At 66.6% G+C, this 15,827-nt stretch carries 10 protein-coding genes; 4 read left to right on the top strand and 6 right to left on the bottom strand.

What is annotated here, in order from left to right; all coding sequences use genetic code 11:
- The first annotated feature begins 86 nt into the window (after positions 1-86).
- Positions 87-1,307, top strand: a complete 1,221-nt coding sequence (locus ACFPAH_RS04420; protein ID WP_379741231.1) for a M24 family metallopeptidase — start codon at positions 87-89, stop codon at positions 1,305-1,307.
- Between the two features lie 53 nt (positions 1,308-1,360).
- Here the strand turns inward: ACFPAH_RS04420 and ACFPAH_RS04425 are convergent, their stop codons facing one another.
- Positions 1,361-2,575, bottom strand: coding sequence for a YeeE/YedE family protein (locus ACFPAH_RS04425; protein WP_379741234.1), 1,215 nt, complete (start codon positions 2,573-2,575; stop codon positions 1,361-1,363).
- A gap of 238 nt (positions 2,576-2,813) precedes the next feature.
- On the opposite strand from ACFPAH_RS04425, the gene ACFPAH_RS04430 reads away from it, so the two are divergent.
- From ACFPAH_RS04430 to ACFPAH_RS04440, 3 genes are all read left to right on the top strand, one after another.
- Positions 2,814-5,207 (top strand): TonB-dependent receptor plug domain-containing protein, encoded by a 2,394-nt coding sequence (locus ACFPAH_RS04430; RefSeq protein ID WP_379741237.1) that lies wholly within the window; start codon positions 2,814-2,816, stop codon positions 5,205-5,207.
- A 168-nt stretch (positions 5,208-5,375) separates the two neighbouring features.
- Entirely contained in the window at positions 5,376-8,126 is a 2,751-nt protein-coding gene (locus ACFPAH_RS04435) for a PAS domain-containing protein (protein ID WP_379741240.1), read from the top strand.
- Positions 8,127-8,225: 99 nt separating this feature from the next.
- Complete coding sequence (locus tag ACFPAH_RS04440) at positions 8,226-9,200, top strand: Bug family tripartite tricarboxylate transporter substrate binding protein (protein ID WP_379741243.1); 975 nt, start codon at positions 8,226-8,228, stop codon at positions 9,198-9,200.
- Positions 9,201-9,494: 294 nt separating this feature from the next.
- On the opposite strand, the gene ACFPAH_RS04445 is transcribed toward ACFPAH_RS04440, so the two are convergent.
- The 5 genes from ACFPAH_RS04445 to ACFPAH_RS04465 form a co-directional block, all read right to left on the bottom strand.
- Entirely contained in the window at positions 9,495-10,976 is a 1,482-nt protein-coding gene (locus tag ACFPAH_RS04445; protein WP_379741246.1) for an alanine/glycine:cation symporter family protein, read from the bottom strand.
- Between the two features lie 284 nt (positions 10,977-11,260).
- Positions 11,261-12,595, bottom strand: a complete 1,335-nt coding sequence (locus ACFPAH_RS04450; protein WP_379741249.1) for an ATP-binding protein — start codon at positions 12,593-12,595, stop codon at positions 11,261-11,263.
- Positions 12,592-13,254: a response regulator gene (locus ACFPAH_RS04455; RefSeq protein WP_379741252.1), complete on the bottom strand. Its 663-nt coding sequence runs from the start codon at positions 13,252-13,254 to the stop codon at positions 12,592-12,594. The genes ACFPAH_RS04450 and ACFPAH_RS04455 overlap by 4 nt, the downstream gene beginning before the upstream one ends.
- Positions 13,255-13,302: 48 nt before the next feature.
- A complete protein-coding gene (locus tag ACFPAH_RS04460) occupies positions 13,303-14,820 on the bottom strand; it encodes a Do family serine endopeptidase (protein ID WP_379741255.1) in 1,518 nt (505 codons plus the stop codon).
- Between the two features lie 347 nt (positions 14,821-15,167).
- Positions 15,168-15,638 carry an Hsp20 family protein gene (locus tag ACFPAH_RS04465; RefSeq protein WP_379741258.1) on the bottom strand — a complete coding sequence of 157 codons (471 nt, stop codon included), beginning with the start codon at positions 15,636-15,638 and terminating at the stop codon, positions 15,168-15,170.
- Positions 15,639-15,827: the final 189 nt, after the last annotated feature.

The raw sequence follows: 15,827 nt of genomic DNA on the forward strand, positions 1-15,827 counted from the left end.
TCGAAGTCCATAGCGCTCGCGTAAAATTGCTGCCGGCCCGAAGGCTGCAACACCACATCGATCACGCACCAGACGAACGGAAAAACATGACTATTGGCGGGAAATCCCAGCAAGCAGCGCTCGACACCCTGCAGCGCATGACGGACCGGGCCGTCCCCATCGGCATCGACGAGCACAGGGCGCGCATCGAACGCGCCCAGGCATTCATGCGCGCGCGCGGTATCGTCGCCGTCTACCTGAACGCCGGCAGCAATCTGACCTATTTTTCGGGAACCCGCTGGAGCCCGAGCGAGCGCATGGTGGGCGCGGTCCTGCCGGCAGCCGGCGACCTGGCCTATATCGCACCGGCCTTCGAGAAGGGCACCATCGAAAAATTCATGGTGGTGCCCGGAGCAATCCACTGCTGGGACGAGCACGAGAATCCCGCGCTGGTCCTGCGCCGGGTCCTCGACGGCCTGGATTGTGCCACCGACGCTTCCCCGCGCCAGCTGTATGTCGACGAGAGCGCGCCGCTGTTCCTGTTCGAGGCGATCCGTGCCGCCACGCCGGACTACGCGCTGCAGAGCGCCGCGCCGCTCACGTCCGCCTGCCGGATGCGCAAGTCGGCGGCGGAACTGGCGCTGATCCAGTGTGCGATGGACATGACGCTGGCGGTGCACCAGGCCACCGCCTCGATGCTGCACGAAGGGATCACGACGAAGGAGGTCGAGGAGTTCATCCACCTGGCCCATAAAAAAGTCGGGGCGAGCGGCTCGTATTTTTGCATCGTGCTGTTCGGCGAAGCCACGTCCTACCCGCATGGCGTGAACTACGTGCAGACCTTGAAGCCTGGCGACACGGTCTTGATCGATACCGGATGCAAGGTCCACAACTACATCTCGGACATCACCCGCACCTATGTGTTCGGCACGCCGTCAAGGCGCCAGCGCTTTGTCTGGGAGGCGGAAAAAGCGGCGCAGGCGGCCGCCTTCGATGCGGCCCGGCTGGGCGTGGCCTGCGAGGAGGTCGACAAGGCGGCCCGCCGTTCGCTCGAGGCCAATGGATTCGGCCCCGGCTACAAACTGCCCGGCCTGCCCCACCGGACCGGGCATGGCATCGGTCTCGACATCCACGAAGGGCCCTACCTGGTCGGCGGCGAAACGCGGCCCCTGGAAGCGGGCATGTGTTTTTCGAACGAGCCGATGATCTGCGTTCCGGGCGAATTCGGGATCCGCCTGGAAGACCATTTCTACATGAGCGAGTCCGGCCCCGCGTGGTTCACGCAGCCGGCGCACAGCCTGGACGATCCGTTCGGGACCGCGCGGTAATCAGTCAACCGGCTTGTCGGTCCGGCCGGGGCATCGCCCGGCCGGACCGGCAATCAGCAGCCGGTCTGCTTGACCCGTTCCACTTCCAGCCCGAACAGCGGACGCAGGCGCGTGCCGAGGACGTTGCCGGCGAAGGCGGCGACCAGCCACAGCCAGCCGTGCAGGCTGCCCGACAGGATGCCGCTGAAGTAGGCGCCGATGTTGCAGCCATAGGCCAGGCGCGCGCCAAAGCCGAGCAGCAGGCCGCCGACCACGGCCGCCACCAGCGAGCGCAGCGGCAGGCGCCACACCGGCGCATAGCGGCCTGCCAGCGCCGCCGCCAGCATCGCGCCGAGCACGATGCCGATGTCCATCACCGAGGTCACGTCCTGCGTGACCGGCGCGGCCAGCGCGGCCGCGTTGGCCTTGGTCGACCAATAGGCCCAGCTCGCGGTATCGATGCCGATGAACTGCGCCGCCTTGGCGCCCCACAGCGCGAAGGCCGAGGTCACGCCCCACGGCCGGCCGGACAGCGCCAGTGTCGCGAAGTTGAGCAGGACCAGCGCAATGGCGCCGGCCGCCAGCGGCCAGGGGCCGCGCAGCCATGGCGAGCGCGACGGCTGCAAGCCGGCGCCCAGCAGGCGCCCGTGGCGGCGCTTTTCGACGACGACCGTGATGTATGCGATGAGGCCGAACAGGGCCAGGTTCAGCAACAGCGCGGGCGCCAGGCCCAGCGTCTTGACCACCGAGATCGGCGCCAGCTGGGGCAGCGAGGTCCAGAACGGCATGTAGGCGGTGCCGATCACGGAGCCGGCGATGAAGGCGATCAGCGTGACGACCATGCGCGTGCTGCCGCCGCCGACCGTATACAGGGTGCCGGAGGCGCAGCCCCCGCCCAGCTGCATGCCGATGCCGAAGATGAAGGCCCCCACGATCACCGACGTGCCGGCCGGCTGCACCAGGCCCGTGACCGGATTGCCGAACAGGGTGCCGTCGGCCAGCGCCGGGAAGAACAGCGCCACGCCGACCGCGAGCATCAGCATCTGCGCGCGCAGGCCGGCGCCGCGCCCATCGGCGATGAACACGCGCCAGGCCGAGGTGAAGCCGAAGGCCGCGTGGTACAGCGTCAGGCCGAGCAGCGCCCCGACCACGAACAGCATGGCGTGCTTGGCGCCGACGTTCTGCGCCAGGTACCAGGCGCCGAGCACGATCAGGACCAGCGCAACGCCGAGCGGTTTCGGGTTGAAGTCGACGCGGCCGGGAAGAGAAGGAGATGCCAGGGTAGTCATAAGCGCGAAGAGGAAAAGTTTAGCCCGCTATTTTCCCCCGTTTTCAGGTTTCGTGCACACGACGGCGGGGAGGCGCAGGGTGTGACCGGGCCGCGCAGGCACCCCAGTCCACCGTTGACGATCCCACGCCCCGCCACTCAACCCGCCCCAATTTGGTGCAACCGTTGTGTTAAAAACACACCCAGTGGTTGAGCCTGTAAATATTGTTTAGCATGAAATTTTTCTCTGGAGAAGCTGCGTGCTCAAACAAACCCCATTGCGCCGTTCCGTGCTGCTCGCCCTGTACGGCGGCGGCGCCCTTGCCTTCGCTCCACCGGCCTTCTCCCAGACCGCCACGCCCGACACCGCGCAGGCGGCTGCCGTGCAGAGCGTGCACGTGGTCGGCACCCGCCGCAGCGGCGCCGCCTCGAGCACCGACACCCCGGTCCCGGTCGACATCATTCCGATGACCCGCCTGGCGGAACAGGGCAGCCAGTTCGACCTGGCGCAGACGCTGGCCAACATCTCGCCCTCGTTCAACTCCACGCGCCAGAGCGGTGCCGACGGCGCCGACCTGGTCGACTCCGCGGCCCTGCGCGGCCTCGGTTCCGACCAGACCCTGGTGCTGGTGAACGGCAAGCGCCGCCACACGACGGCATTGGTGAACCTGTTCGGCGCGCGCAACCGCGGCAATACCGGCACCGACATGAATGCGATCCCGCTGCTGGCGATCCGCAACGTGCAGGTGCTGCGCGACGGCGCCGCCGCCCAGTACGGCTCGGACGCGATCGCCGGCGTGATGAACATCGAACTGAAAAAGAACCTGGGCTGCGAGGCGGTGGCCGGCTTCGGCCAGTACACCCAAGGCGACGGCGAGAACTACCTGGCCTCCGCCTACTGCGGCGTGGCGCTGGCCGGCGGCACCTTCGGGATCACCGGCGAATACCTGGACCGCGGCCGCTCGAACCGCGCCGAGGAAGGCAACCCGCGCATCATCGGCGACAGCAAGACCGAAAACCAGACCGTGTACGTCAACGGCGACATCCCGCTCGGCGCCGGCCGCATGTACCTGACGGCCGGCGTGCAGCGCCGCGACGCCTCCTCGGCCGCCTTTGCGCGCGGCGGCCTCGGTTCCGACGACATCCCTTCGCGCAATTCGGCGGCGATGTACCCGGAGGGCTTCGTCCCTTTTATTAACGGCGACCTCGACGACCGCTACGGCACGCTGGGCTTTCGCACCAGCTTCGGCGAATGGAACGGCGATTTCTCCCAGACCTACGGCTACAACCGCCTCGACTACACGATCGCCAATACCCTGAACGCCTCGATCGCCAACCGCGACCTGGAAAACGGCGGGCGCGGCGTGAGCGCGAGCTCCTTCGGCGCGGGCGGCTTCGCCTTCCGCCAGCTGACCACCAACGCCGACTTCAGCCGCTACTACGGCGGCGTGTTCCAGGGCCTGAACGCCGCCTTCGGTTTCGAATATCGCAAGGAGAACTACAAGATCTTCGCCGGCGAACCGGGTTCGTACATCGATGCCGACGGCGTGGGCGCCGGCGGCAACGCCGGCAGCCAGGGCTTCCCGGGTTTCCAGCCGGGCGACGCCACCGACCGCAGCCGTCACAGCACGGCCGCCTACCTCGACCTGGAAGCGGACATCACCGACCGCTTCAAGCTGCTCGGCGCGCTGCGCCACGAGCGCTTCTCGGACTTCGGCTCGACCACCGACGGCAAGCTGGCGGCCTCGTACAAGTTGGGAGGAAACGTGCTGGTGCGCGGCTCGGCCAGCACCGGTTTCCGCGCCCCTTCCCTGCAGCAGGTCTACTTCTCCTCGACCTTCACCGACTTCGTCAACGGCCAGCCGCTCGACGTGGTGCTGGCGCCGAACGGCGGCGCGGTCGCGAATGCCGCCGGCATCCCGGCGCTGAAGGAAGAAAAGTCGAAGAGCCTGACGTTTGGCGCGACCTGGACCCCGTCGCAGGCGACCTCGGTGACGGCCGACCTGTACCGCATCGACATCGACGACCGCATCGTGCTGTCGGGACGCTTCGACGCCGAGAACTATCCGGCCCTCGGCGCCACGCTGGAATCGCTCGGCGTCGGCCAGGCCCAGTTCTTCGTGAACTCGATCGACACCCAGACCAAGGGCCTGGACGTCACGATGGCGCAGCGCATGCCGCTGGGAGCCGGCCGCCTGAACACCTTCCTTGCGCTGAACTTCAGCAAGACCGAAGTGACCGGCGTGCATGCGCCGAGCGCCCTGGTCGGCTTCGAGGACGTGTTGCTGTCCGAGCGCGAGCGCCTGTTCATCGAACAGGGCGGCCCGCGCCGCAAGGCCACGCTCGGCTTCGAGTACACGCAGGGCAAGTTCGGCAGCGACTTCCGCATCATCCACTTCGGTCCGCAGACCCTGGGCACCTTCTCCGGCCCGCCGGTGCCGAACGCGCATTACGAAGCGAAGACCTCGGCCGACCTGTCGTTCAGCTGGTCGTTCAGCGAGCGCACCAGGCTGACCGTGGGCGGCACCAACATCTTCGACGTCACGCCGACCGCGCAGGACCCGAACGAAACCGACAACGGTTTCAAGTACGAGAGCGTGCAGTTCGGCCTGAATGGCGCGGCCTGGTTCGCGCGCCTCTGGCACAAGTTCTGAGGCGAGACGACCGGCGATTGGCGACACAACCCGGCCACGCGCCGGGTTTTTTCCTGGCCGCGCCCGCCGCGGGCAGGAATTGACGAAATCCATTTGGATGCCGGGAAGGCGGGCTTCCTGTGAGCATCTTATAATCAGGAATTACCGAAAAGTCCGGAAGAGGTTTCAATGAACGCCAGCAACAGCTCCTCGCAGCAATTAGCGGACGAGGCTGTCGCCATTCTGGAAAGTATTTCGGATGGTTTTTTCTCGGTCGACAAGGAAGGACGCTTCCGCTACGTCAACCGGCAGGCCGAGCGCATCCTCGACGTGGGCCGCCAGGAGATTCTCGGCAGGAAGATGGAAGAGGTCTACCCCGGCCTGCCCGGCACCGCCTTCGAAACCGCCTACATCGAGGCGATCCGGGAAAAGGCCGCCACCGAAGTGACCGAATACTATGCCGACCACGACAAATGGTACGAGGTCCGCATCACCCCGGTCGCGTCCGGCCTGACTTTCTATTTCCGCGACGTGACGGCCACGCTGAAAACGGAACAGGCGCTGCGCGAAAGCGAACGCAATTTCCGCATGATGGCCGACTCGATCCCGCAGATCGTCTGGATCGTCGAGGCATCGGGCCGGGCCGTGTATTTCAACCGCGTGTGGGAGGACTATACGGGCGTCGCCATCGATTCCACCACGCCCGCCGACGTGGCGAACCAGTTCGTCCATCCCGACGACGGCGCCGTGACCATGGAAGCCTGGCGCGAAGCCTACGAGCATGGCGGCGGCTTCCGTGTCGAACACCGGATCCGCTCGAAAGCGGGCGACTACCGCTGGTTCCTGGTGCTGGCCGATCCCTACCGGAATGCGTCCGGCGAAATCGAACGCTGGTTCGGCACCTCGACCGACATCCACGAGCAGAAGCTGGCCAAGATGGCGCTGATGGCGGCGGAGCGGCGCCAATCCTTCCAGCTGGCGCTGGCCGACCGCATCCGGCCCCTGGCCGACTCCGAGGAAGTCACGGCCGCCGCCTGCGAACTGCTCGGCACGGCGCTGGGCGGCCAGCGCGTCGCCTATGGCGAAGCCGACGACAGCGGCCTGTACCTGGACCTGAAACGCGACTGGACCGACGGCAGCCTGGCCTCGCTGCAGGGCACCCAGCTGATCCTGGACGACTTCGGCGTGGCCGTGGCCGACATCCTGCGCGCGGGCCGCAACCTCGTCATCGGCGACGTCCTGACCGACGATGCCGCCGCCCCGCATGCCGCGGCTTACCAGGCAACGGGCATCCGCGCGGTGCTGGCGATCCCGCTGCTCAAGAAAGGCCGCTTGCGGGCGGTGTTGAGCGTGCACGACGCCCAGGCGCGAACCTGGACGGCGGAACAGATCGCGATGGCCGAGGACATGGTCGACCGCACCTGGTCGGCCGTGGAGAGCGCGCGCGCCCAGGCCAGGCTGCGCGCCGAGCGCGACCAGAGCCGCCAGATCTTCGACAGCATGGCCGAAGGCTTTGCCCTGCTCGACAGCGACTGGACCATCCTGCAGCTCAACGAGATCGGCGCCCAGTTGTCCGGCAAGCCGCGCGGCGAGCTGCTGGGGCAGGAGCTGTGGACGGCGCTGCCCCAGCTGGCGGGCGGTCCCGTCGAGGCGCTCTACCGGCGCGTGCAGGCGGGACGGGTGCCGGAAACCCTGGAACACACCCTGCCCGCGTCCGGCGGCGGCGCCTGGTTCGAAGTGCGCGCCTATGCCCTGCCAGAAGGCCGGATCGCCGCCTTCATCCGCGACATTGCCGAGCGCAAGGAGGCCGAAGAAAAACTGCGCGACGCCGACCGCCGCAAGGACGAATTCCTGGCCATGCTGGCGCACGAACTGCGCAACCCCCTGGCGCCGATCGGCGCCGCCGCCCACCTGCTGCGCCTGGGCCGGCTCGACGAAGGCAGGGTGCGCCACACCAGCGAGATCATCGGGCGCCAGGTCGATCACATGACCCACCTGATCAACGACCTGCTCGATGTCTCGCGCGTCACGCGCGGCCTCGTCGAACTCGACAAGGCCCCGCTCGACATCGGCCAGGTCCTGCTCGACGCCATCGAGCAGGTGGCGCCGCTGATGCAGGCGCGGCGCCACCAGCTGGTGGCGCAGACGCCGCCGCAGGCGACCATCGTCATGGGAGACAAGAAGCGGCTGGTGCAGGTCATCACGAACATCCTCAACAACGCGGCCAAGTACACGCCCGAAGGCGGGCGGATCGCGCTCGCGGCCGAGGTGCGCGCGGACCAGGTGATCATCGAGGTGGTCGACAACGGCATCGGCATGACGCCCGCGCTGGCGGCGCACGTGTTCGAACTGTTCGCGCAGGCCGAGCGCAGCTCGGACCGTTCCGCCGGCGGCCTGGGCCTGGGTTTGGCGCTGGTCAGGAGCCTGGTCGAGCTGCACGGCGGCAGCGTGACCTGCGACAGCGCGGGCCTGGGCCAGGGCAGCGCTTTTCGCGTCTGCCTGCCGCGCCAGTCCGGCACGCAAGCGCCCGCCGGCCCGCGCGCCGACGCCGCGCCGGCCGCTCCCGGCGCGAAGCCCCTGCGCGTGCTGGTGGTCGACGACAATACCGATGCCGCGGCGATGCTGGCCCTGGTGCTGGAAAACCTGGGCCACCGCGTCATGGTCGAGCACAGTTCGCAGGCGGCCCTGGCGCGCGCCCGGATCGAGCCGCCCGACGCCTGCATCCTCGATATCGGCCTGCCCGACATCGACGGCAACGAACTGGCGCAGCGCCTGCATGCGCAGCCGGAAACGGCGCATGCGGTGCTGATCGCGGTCACCGGCTATGGCCACGAAAGCGACCGCCGGCAATCGCTCGCCGCCGGCTTTGCGCACCACCTGGTCAAGCCGGCCGACACCCGGCAGCTGGCCGCGATCCTGGCGCAGGCCGGCAGCGCGTGAGCCCGCCCTGCACGCCAGGATAAAACGCGTATTTCAGGTGTCGCCTGTTCGTGTAGAATCTTTGTGGTCAGATGGACAATCAACCAAAGGATGCCGGATATGAAGCTCTTCTCCACAAAATCGCTTGCCATCGCTTTCGCGGCCTCGGTCGTTTCGATGAGCGCGCTTGCCCAGAACTGGCCGACCAAGAACGTGACCGTGGTGGTGCCATGGCCACCGGGCGGCCCGTCCGACATCGCGGCGCGTCCGTGGGCCAAGCACCTCACCGAAACGCTCGGCAAATCCTTCGTCATCGATAACCGCGCCGGCGGCGGCGGCAACATCGGCACGGCAGCGGTGGTCCGCGCCGAGCCGGACGGTCACACCCTGCTGATCACCTCGAGCGCGCCGATCGTGATCAACCCGAGCATCTACAAGAACATGACCTTCGACCCGCTGAAGGACCTGGCGCCGGTCAGCAACCTGCTGCGCGTGCCGCTGGTGCTGGTGGCCCACCCTTCGGTGCCGGCCAAGAACCTGAAGGAACTGGTCGCCTACATCCAGTCGAAGAAAGGCGATTTTTCGTACGCATCCTCGGGCGCCGGCACCCCGCAGCACCTGACCGGCGAACTGTTCAACAGCGTGCAGAAGCTGAACATGACCCACGTCCCGTACAAGGGTTCGGCACCGGCGATTTCCGACCTGCTGGGCGGCCACATCCCGATGATGTTCGACAGCACCATCGCGATCATGCCGCACATCAAGAGCGGCAAGGTGCGCCCGATCGCCATCTCCAGCGCCAAGCGTTCGCCGCTGCTGCCGGACGTGCCGACCTTCGCCGAAGCCGGCATCCCTGCCGTCGAATCCTACGCCTGGTACGGCCTGTTCGCACCGGCCAAGACGCCGGCGGCCGTGGTCAACAAGATCAACGCCGAAACCATCAAGTTCATGAAGTCGCCGGAATTCGAGAAGATCCGCGCCGAAACCGGCTCCGACTACGTCGGCGACACGCCAGCCAACTTCAGCAAGTTCGTCCAGGCCGAATCGGCGAAATGGTCGAAAGTGGCCAAGCAGAGCGGCGCGACCGTCGACTGATTCGATCGCGCGGGAACGAGAAAGGACCGGCTTGCCGGTCCTTTTTTTATGGCTGGGATACACCCGGAACGGGTGCCGGAGGCGTAGGGTGGACGGCTCCACCCGGGTGGTAATGATCACGCGGCGAGTGCGCCGCCCACGCGTTCAACGCACGTTCGAATACCCGAACCAATACCGGAGCGGCTGTTCGCCAGCTGGTTGAACGCGTGGGCGGCATCGACGCCGCGTGATCATCACCACCCGGGTAGAGCCGTCCACCCTACGAAAAACGGCAGCCGAAGCTGCCGTTTTTTCTTACACCACCGTCTCGGCCTTGTCCGCCGCCGGCCTGCCCTTGCGGCTGTCGGCAAGGCGCTGTTCCCAGTAATCGGCGCCCTTGATGCCCAGCGCCACCGGGTCGAACTGCGGGTCCTTGCCGGCCGCTTTCTGCGCTTCGTAATCGCGCAGGCACTTGAAGGCGACCTTGTGCAGCAACAGGATGGCGATCAGGTTCAGCCAGGCCATCAGGCCCACGCCGATGTCGCCCAGCGCCCAGGCCAGGTCGGCCGTTTTCACCGTGCCGTACACGGCGGCGGCGATGATGCCCAGCTTCAGCAGGAAGGTCAGCCACGGCCAGCGCGCATGGCGGTCGATGTAGGAGATGTTGGTCTCGGCGATGTAGTAGTAGGCGACGATGGTCGTGAAAGCGAAGAACAGCAGGGCCACGGCGACGAAGGTCGCGCCGAAGCCCGGCATCGCGTTTTCCAGCGCGGTCTGCACGTAGCCCGGACCGCCGGCCACGCCCTTGACGCCGGTGAACAGGGCGGCGCCGTCCGGGCCTTCGACGTTGTACTGGCCGGTGATGAGCAGCATGAAGGCCGTTGCCGAGCACACGAACAGGGTGTCGATATAGACCGAGAAGCCCTGCACCAGGCCCTGCTTGGCCGGGTGGCTCACTTCCGCCGCCGAGGAGGCGTGCGGGCCGGTGCCCTGCCCCGCTTCGTTCGAATACACGCCGCGCTTGACGCCCCACTGGATCGCCAGGCCGAGGATCGCGCCGAAGCCCGCATCCAGGCCGAAGGCCGAGCGGAAGATCAGCGAGATCACGCTTGGGAGCTGTTCGAGGTTGAGCAGGATGATCACGAAGGCGACCATGATGTAGCCGAGCGCCATGAAGGGCACCACGACTTCGGCGAAGGTGGCGATGCGCTTGACGCCGCCGAAGATGATGAAGCCGAGCGCGATCGCCAGCACCCCGGCGGTGACGTTGCGGTCGATGCCCAGTGCCGTCTGCAGGCCTTCGGCAATCGAATTGGCCTGCACGCCCGGCAGCAGCAGGCCGGTCGCGATCACGGTGGCAAAGGCGAAGGTCAGCGCATACCACTTCATGCCCAGGCCCTTCTCGATGTAGAAAGCCGGGCCGCCGCGGTATTGCTTGTTGATGGCCGTCTTGTACACCTGGCCGAGGGTGGACTCGACGAAGGCCGAGCTGGCGCCGAGGAAGGCCACCACCCACATCCAGAAAATGGCACCCGGGCCGCCGAAGGTGATCGCCGTGGCGACGCCGGCGATGTTGCCGGTACCGACGCGGCCGGCGAGCGTCATGGAGAGGGCCTGGAACGAGGACACGCCCTGCTCCGAACTTTTTCCTTCAAACATCAGGCGGATCATTTCCTTCGCATGGCGCACCTGCAGGAAACGCGAGCGCAGCGAGAAATACAGCCCGACGCCCAGGCACAGGACGATCAGCGCCGGGCTCCAGATAATGCCATTGATACTTGTTACCAACTCGTTCATCGATATCTTCTCCAAGCAATGCGGCGGCGACAAGGACTGTCTGCCTTTCTGATTTTGAACTTTCACCGATGAAATTAACTCGGCGCGCAAAGCAAGAAGATACCTGAACCGGTAACTGATGACTAATTTTTGTTGCAGAGGATGTAGATATACGTAGGGTGAGCGGCTATACCCGGGAGGCGGCAATCACGCTGCGTAGCCGCCGCGCACGCGTTCAACCGGCTTATGCGAAGCCGTGTCGTTTCACATGGGAGTTGAACGCGTGGGCAGGGAACCTGCCCACCCTACGCCTTCGCCAGCGGAAAGCGCACGGTCGCGGCCAGGCCGCCGAGGCGTTCGGAGGTATCGAGATGCAGGGAGGCGCCGTGGCGCTCGGCGATCGCCTTGATGATCGCGAGGCCAAGGCCGCTGCCGGCGGCGTCGCTGCCGGGCACGCGGTAGAAGCGGTCGAAGACGCGCTCGCGTTCTTCCGGCGGGATGCCGGGGCCGCTGTCCTCGACGACGACGACGGCCGCGTCTTTCTCCAAGCGCACGGCGATGTCGACGGTGCCGCCTTGCGGCGTGTACTTCACCCCGTTCTCGACCAGGTTGCGCAGCAGGATGTGCAGGGCGTCGGGCTGGCCGTCGATGGTCGCCTGGTCCGCGTGCTGCAGGCCGAGATCGACCTCCTTGGCGGCCGCCAGGCCGACCAGGTCGCCGACGGTGCGGCGCGCCAGTTCGGCCAGGTCCACCGGGCCCGTGGCGGCGTCGCTCGAGGCTTCCTGGCGCGCCAGCACCAGCAGCTGCTCGACCAGGCGCGTGGCGCGGTCGATGCCGGCCGTCAAGCGCCCGACCGCCACCTTGCGCGCCTCCGGGGTGTCGGCGCGGTCCAGGCTTTGCGCCTGCAGGCGCAGCGCGGCCAGCGGCGTGCGCAATTCGTGGGCGGCGTCACCGACGAAATTCTGCTGCGCGTCGAAGGCGGTGCGCACGCGCCCGAACAGCAGGTTCAGTTCGTGCACCAGCGGGCGCACTTCGTCCGGCAGGCCGGATTCGGACACCGGCGACAGGTCGTCGGCCTGGCGCGACGCCACCTGCGAGCGCACGCGCGCCACCGGTTCGAGCGAGCCGCTGACCACCCACCAGACCACCAGCATCAGGATCGGCATCATGACCGCGATCGGCCCGAGCGTGCGCAGCGCCAGGTTGCTCGCCATGTTGCGGCGCACGGCCAGGTCCTGCGCCACCTGCACGGTCTGGCCGCTGGTCTGGATCGAGAACACGCGGTAGGTGGTGCCGTTGGCCTTGACGTTGGAAAAGCCGAGCACGGCGCGCTGCGGCAGGCGCGCGCGCGAGACGCTGTGGAAGACCTGCACGCCATCGGGGGACCACATCTGCACCACCAGGTCGTCGTTGCCGGGACCGGGCTCGATGCCCTCCTGCCGGTTCTGCGCCTCGGTGTTCGACAGCGGGGTGCTCGAACGCAGCGACAGCGCCATCTGTTGCATGTGGTAGTCGAAGATCTGGTCGGCGTCGTCGAGCGCCGCGTTGTAGGCGATCGAGGCTTGCGCCAGCGCCGCCAGCGTGATGGCCGCAAGCAGGAACCAGAGCAGGCGCCCGCGCAGCGAATGGGTCACTTTCATGCCTTAGGCACCATGTAGCCGACGCCGCGCACGTTCTGGATCAGGTCGCTGCCGAGCTTCTTGCGCAGGCCGTGGATGTACACCTCGACGGCGTTGCTGGAGACTTCGTCGCGCCAGCTGTACAGCTTTTCCTCGAGCTGGGCACGCGACAGCACGGCGCCGGGCCGCGCGACGAGGGCTTCGAGCACCGCCCATTCGCGCGCCGACAGCGAGACCGGCTCGCCGTCGACCAGGGTTTCGCGGGTCGCGGGGTTGATCGAGATGTTCTTGTATTCGAAGATGGGTTCGGCGCGCCCGGCGGCACGCCGCAGCAGCGCGCGGATGCGCGCCAGCAGTTCGTCGAGATCGTAGGGTTTCAGGACGTAGTCGTCGGCGCCGGCGTCGAGCCCGGCGATGCGCTGGGCCACCGAGTCGCGCGCGGTGGCCACCAGCACCGGGGTGCGGTCCTTGCGGGTGCGCATGGCGCGCAGCACGTCGAGGCCGTCCCTCCTCGGCAGGCCGAGGTCGAGCAGCACCAGGTCGTAGTTCTGGTTCTGCACCAGGGCGGTGTCGGCCATTTCGCCGTCCTTCACCCAGTCGACGGCGTAGTGCTCGGCCCGCAGGAGGTCGAGCACCACTTCGCCGATCATCGTATCGTCTTCCACCAATAACAGGCGCATGTCGAGGTTCCTTATATGCCGGTGCGCAGTGGAAGACGCGGGGCGTCCTTAGCCAATCCGGACCGGAATGAAGATTCTGTCACTCCCGCGCTGGATCAGCAAGGCTACCGACTTGCTGGACTTGTTGACCATGTCGCGCACCTGCTCGACGGAAGTCACGGGCTTGCCGTTCACCGACAGCAGCACATCGCCCGGCTGGATGCCGGCAGCGATCGCCGCGCCGGCCGCATCCTCGACCACGAGGCCCGACGGCAGGCCGCTCTCGCGGCGCTCGACCGGCTCGAGCGGACGCAGGGCCAGGCCCAGCTTGGTGCCCTTGTCGCCGGCGGCGACTTCCTCGCGCTCGCCACGCTCCGGCTTGTCGTCGGCATTGGCGAGCGTCGCGCTCAGGCTCACGATCTTGCCGTCGCGCCAGACGTCGAGCGCGACCTTGTCGCCCGGCTTGGACACCGCCAGCATGCCCGGCAGGTCGCCCGCGCCGATGATCGGCTGGCCGTTCACCTTGCGCACCACGTCGCCCGACTTCAGCCCGGCGCGCTCGGCGGCGCTGCCGCGTTCGACGTTGGCGACCAGGGCGCCTTCCGGCGAAGCGAGGTTGAACGAATCGGCAAAGCCCTGGTTCACGTCCTGGATCGACACGCCGAGTTTCGCGTGCTGCACCTTGCCGGTGGTCATGATCTGGTCCTTGATGCGGGCCGCGACCTCGATCGGGATCGCGAACGACAGGCCCTGGTAGCCGCCGGTCTGGCTGTAGATCTGCGAGTTGATGCCGACCACTTCGCCGCGCGTATTGAACAGCGGACCGCCCGAGTTGCCGGGGTTGACGGCGACGTCGGTCTGGATGAACTGAACGTTGCCGTCGCTCGGCAGCGAACGGCCGGTGGCGCTGACGACGCCGGCGGTGACGGTCGACTCCAGCCCGAAGGGCGAGCCGATGGCCAGCACCCATTCGCCGGTCTGCAGCGAGCGCGCATTCCCGAGCGGGACGGTCGGCAGGTTCTTGGCGTCGATCTTCAGTACCGCGACGTCGGTGGCGGTGTCGGAACCGAGCACCTTGGCGCGGAACTCGCGCCGGTCGGCCAGCTTGACCGTGACTTCGCTGGCGCCGCGCACCACGTGCGCGTTGGTGAGGATGACGCCGTCCGGGCTCACGATGAAGCCCGATCCGGCGCCGAAAACGGGAGCGCCACCCCGGGAACCGCGCGGGTCCTGGAACTGGCGGAAGAAGTCGTAGAGCGGGTGGCCCGGGTCCACCTGCGGCATATTGGCCGCGCTGGTCTTGGTGCTGCCCATGACGCGGATGTTGACCACCGCCTTGCCGTTTTGCTTGGCGATGCGGGTGAAGTCCGGCAGGGCGACGGTGGAAGCCGGGGCGCCGGCGACGGCCGCGGGAGCGGTCGCGGAAGGTGCCGGCGCGGCGGCGACGGTCGCCGGCGCGCCCTGGGCCGTGGCGTTGTTATGGTTGACTGCAATTGCACCGACCGTGCCGCCAAGAACGCCCGCGGCGCACAGCGCCAGCGTGAGACGTTTTGCGGTGATGGCAGTGACTGCACCTTCGTTTTGCATGGACGTGCTCCTGGTTGAAAGGTTGGCTGATAACGGTGTATCGATGAAGAGAAGTGTCGCCGATCTGTCTTAGACTGCCCTTAAGCTCTTCCTTAAGACTGGCTTAGCGCGGCTTGCGGCGCCCGGCGCCCGGCGTGCGACGCCCGGACGAAAATGTCCGTCGACAGGCGTAAAAAAGGGCGCCCTGAAAGGGCACCCTGATTTTGCTTGTGCTCACGTGCCGTTTCGGAACCTCGAGAAACCGTAGCGAGCGGAAGGAGGTTTGGTCGAGAAGCGCAGCTGTACTTAACGTACAGCGAGCATCGCAGACCGAACCTCCGACGCGCAGTAGGTTTATCGAGGTTTCCTCAGGCGGCCTGGCGTTGCTCGATTTGCTGGACGTTGCTGTCCACGACATTCGCATTGCCGCTGCCGATCTCGATCTTGCGCGGCTTGAGTGCCTCGGGCACTTCACGCACCAGGTCGATGGTCAGCATGCCGTTGTCGAAGGACGCGCTGGTGACCTTCACGTGGTTCGCCAGCTGGAAGCGCTGTTCGAAGTCGCGGGCGGCGATGCCACGGTGCAGGTAGGTGCGCTGGGTCTCGTCCTTCTGCTTGCGGCCGCTCACGTGCAGGGTGTCGCGCTCGGAGACGATTTCCACTTCATCGCGGGAAAAGCCGGCGAGGGCCATCACGATGCGGTATTTGTCTTCGGCAAGCAGCTCGACGTTGTACGGCGGATAGCTCGGCTGCGACTCGGCGCGTTGCTCGAGCAGGCTGGCCAGGCGGTCGAAACCGATGGCGGAACGATACAGGGGAGTCAGATCGAAAGTACGCATGATAAATATCCTTTTCAAGTTTAAGCGATAAGTTGACGGACCTCATCGTGAGCATCCGTTGAGGCCAATCTAATGCCAGGTCATCGGGTTTTCAAGGGATACGAAATATGGATTTTTAGCAGTTTTTGCAAATATTATTTGCATTGCGACTCCCCGTCCTTTTCATACTTTTGCGCAACTACCCGCGTG

The organism is Massilia sp. GCM10023247, assembly GCF_042653325.1.
Classification (GTDB): Bacteria; Pseudomonadota; Gammaproteobacteria; order Burkholderiales; family Burkholderiaceae_D; genus Telluria.

What these genes read in the sequence shown, in the direction of transcription:
- ACFPAH_RS04455 (WP_379741252.1), bottom strand. Translation starts at nt 13,254, where the DNA reads ATGCGCCTGTTATTGGTGGAAGACGATACGATGATCGGCGAAGTGGTG.
- ACFPAH_RS04420 (WP_379741231.1), top strand. Translation starts at nt 87, where the DNA reads ATGACTATTGGCGGGAAATCCCAGCAAGCAGCGCTCGACACCCTGCAG.
- ACFPAH_RS04460 (WP_379741255.1), bottom strand. Translation starts at nt 14,820, where the DNA reads ATGCAAAACGAAGGTGCAGTCACTGCCATCACCGCAAAACGTCTCACG.
- ACFPAH_RS04440 (WP_379741243.1), top strand. Translation starts at nt 8,226, where the DNA reads ATGAAGCTCTTCTCCACAAAATCGCTTGCCATCGCTTTCGCGGCCTCG.
- ACFPAH_RS04435 (WP_379741240.1), top strand. Translation starts at nt 5,376, where the DNA reads ATGAACGCCAGCAACAGCTCCTCGCAGCAATTAGCGGACGAGGCTGTC.
- ACFPAH_RS04425 (WP_379741234.1), bottom strand. Translation starts at nt 2,575, where the DNA reads ATGACTACCCTGGCATCTCCTTCTCTTCCCGGCCGCGTCGACTTCAAC.
- ACFPAH_RS04465 (WP_379741258.1), bottom strand. Translation starts at nt 15,638, where the DNA reads ATGCGTACTTTCGATCTGACTCCCCTGTATCGTTCCGCCATCGGTTTC.
- ACFPAH_RS04445 (WP_379741246.1), bottom strand. Translation starts at nt 10,976, where the DNA reads ATGAACGAGTTGGTAACAAGTATCAATGGCATTATCTGGAGCCCGGCG.
- ACFPAH_RS04450 (WP_379741249.1), bottom strand. Translation starts at nt 12,595, where the DNA reads ATGAAAGTGACCCATTCGCTGCGCGGGCGCCTGCTCTGGTTCCTGCTT.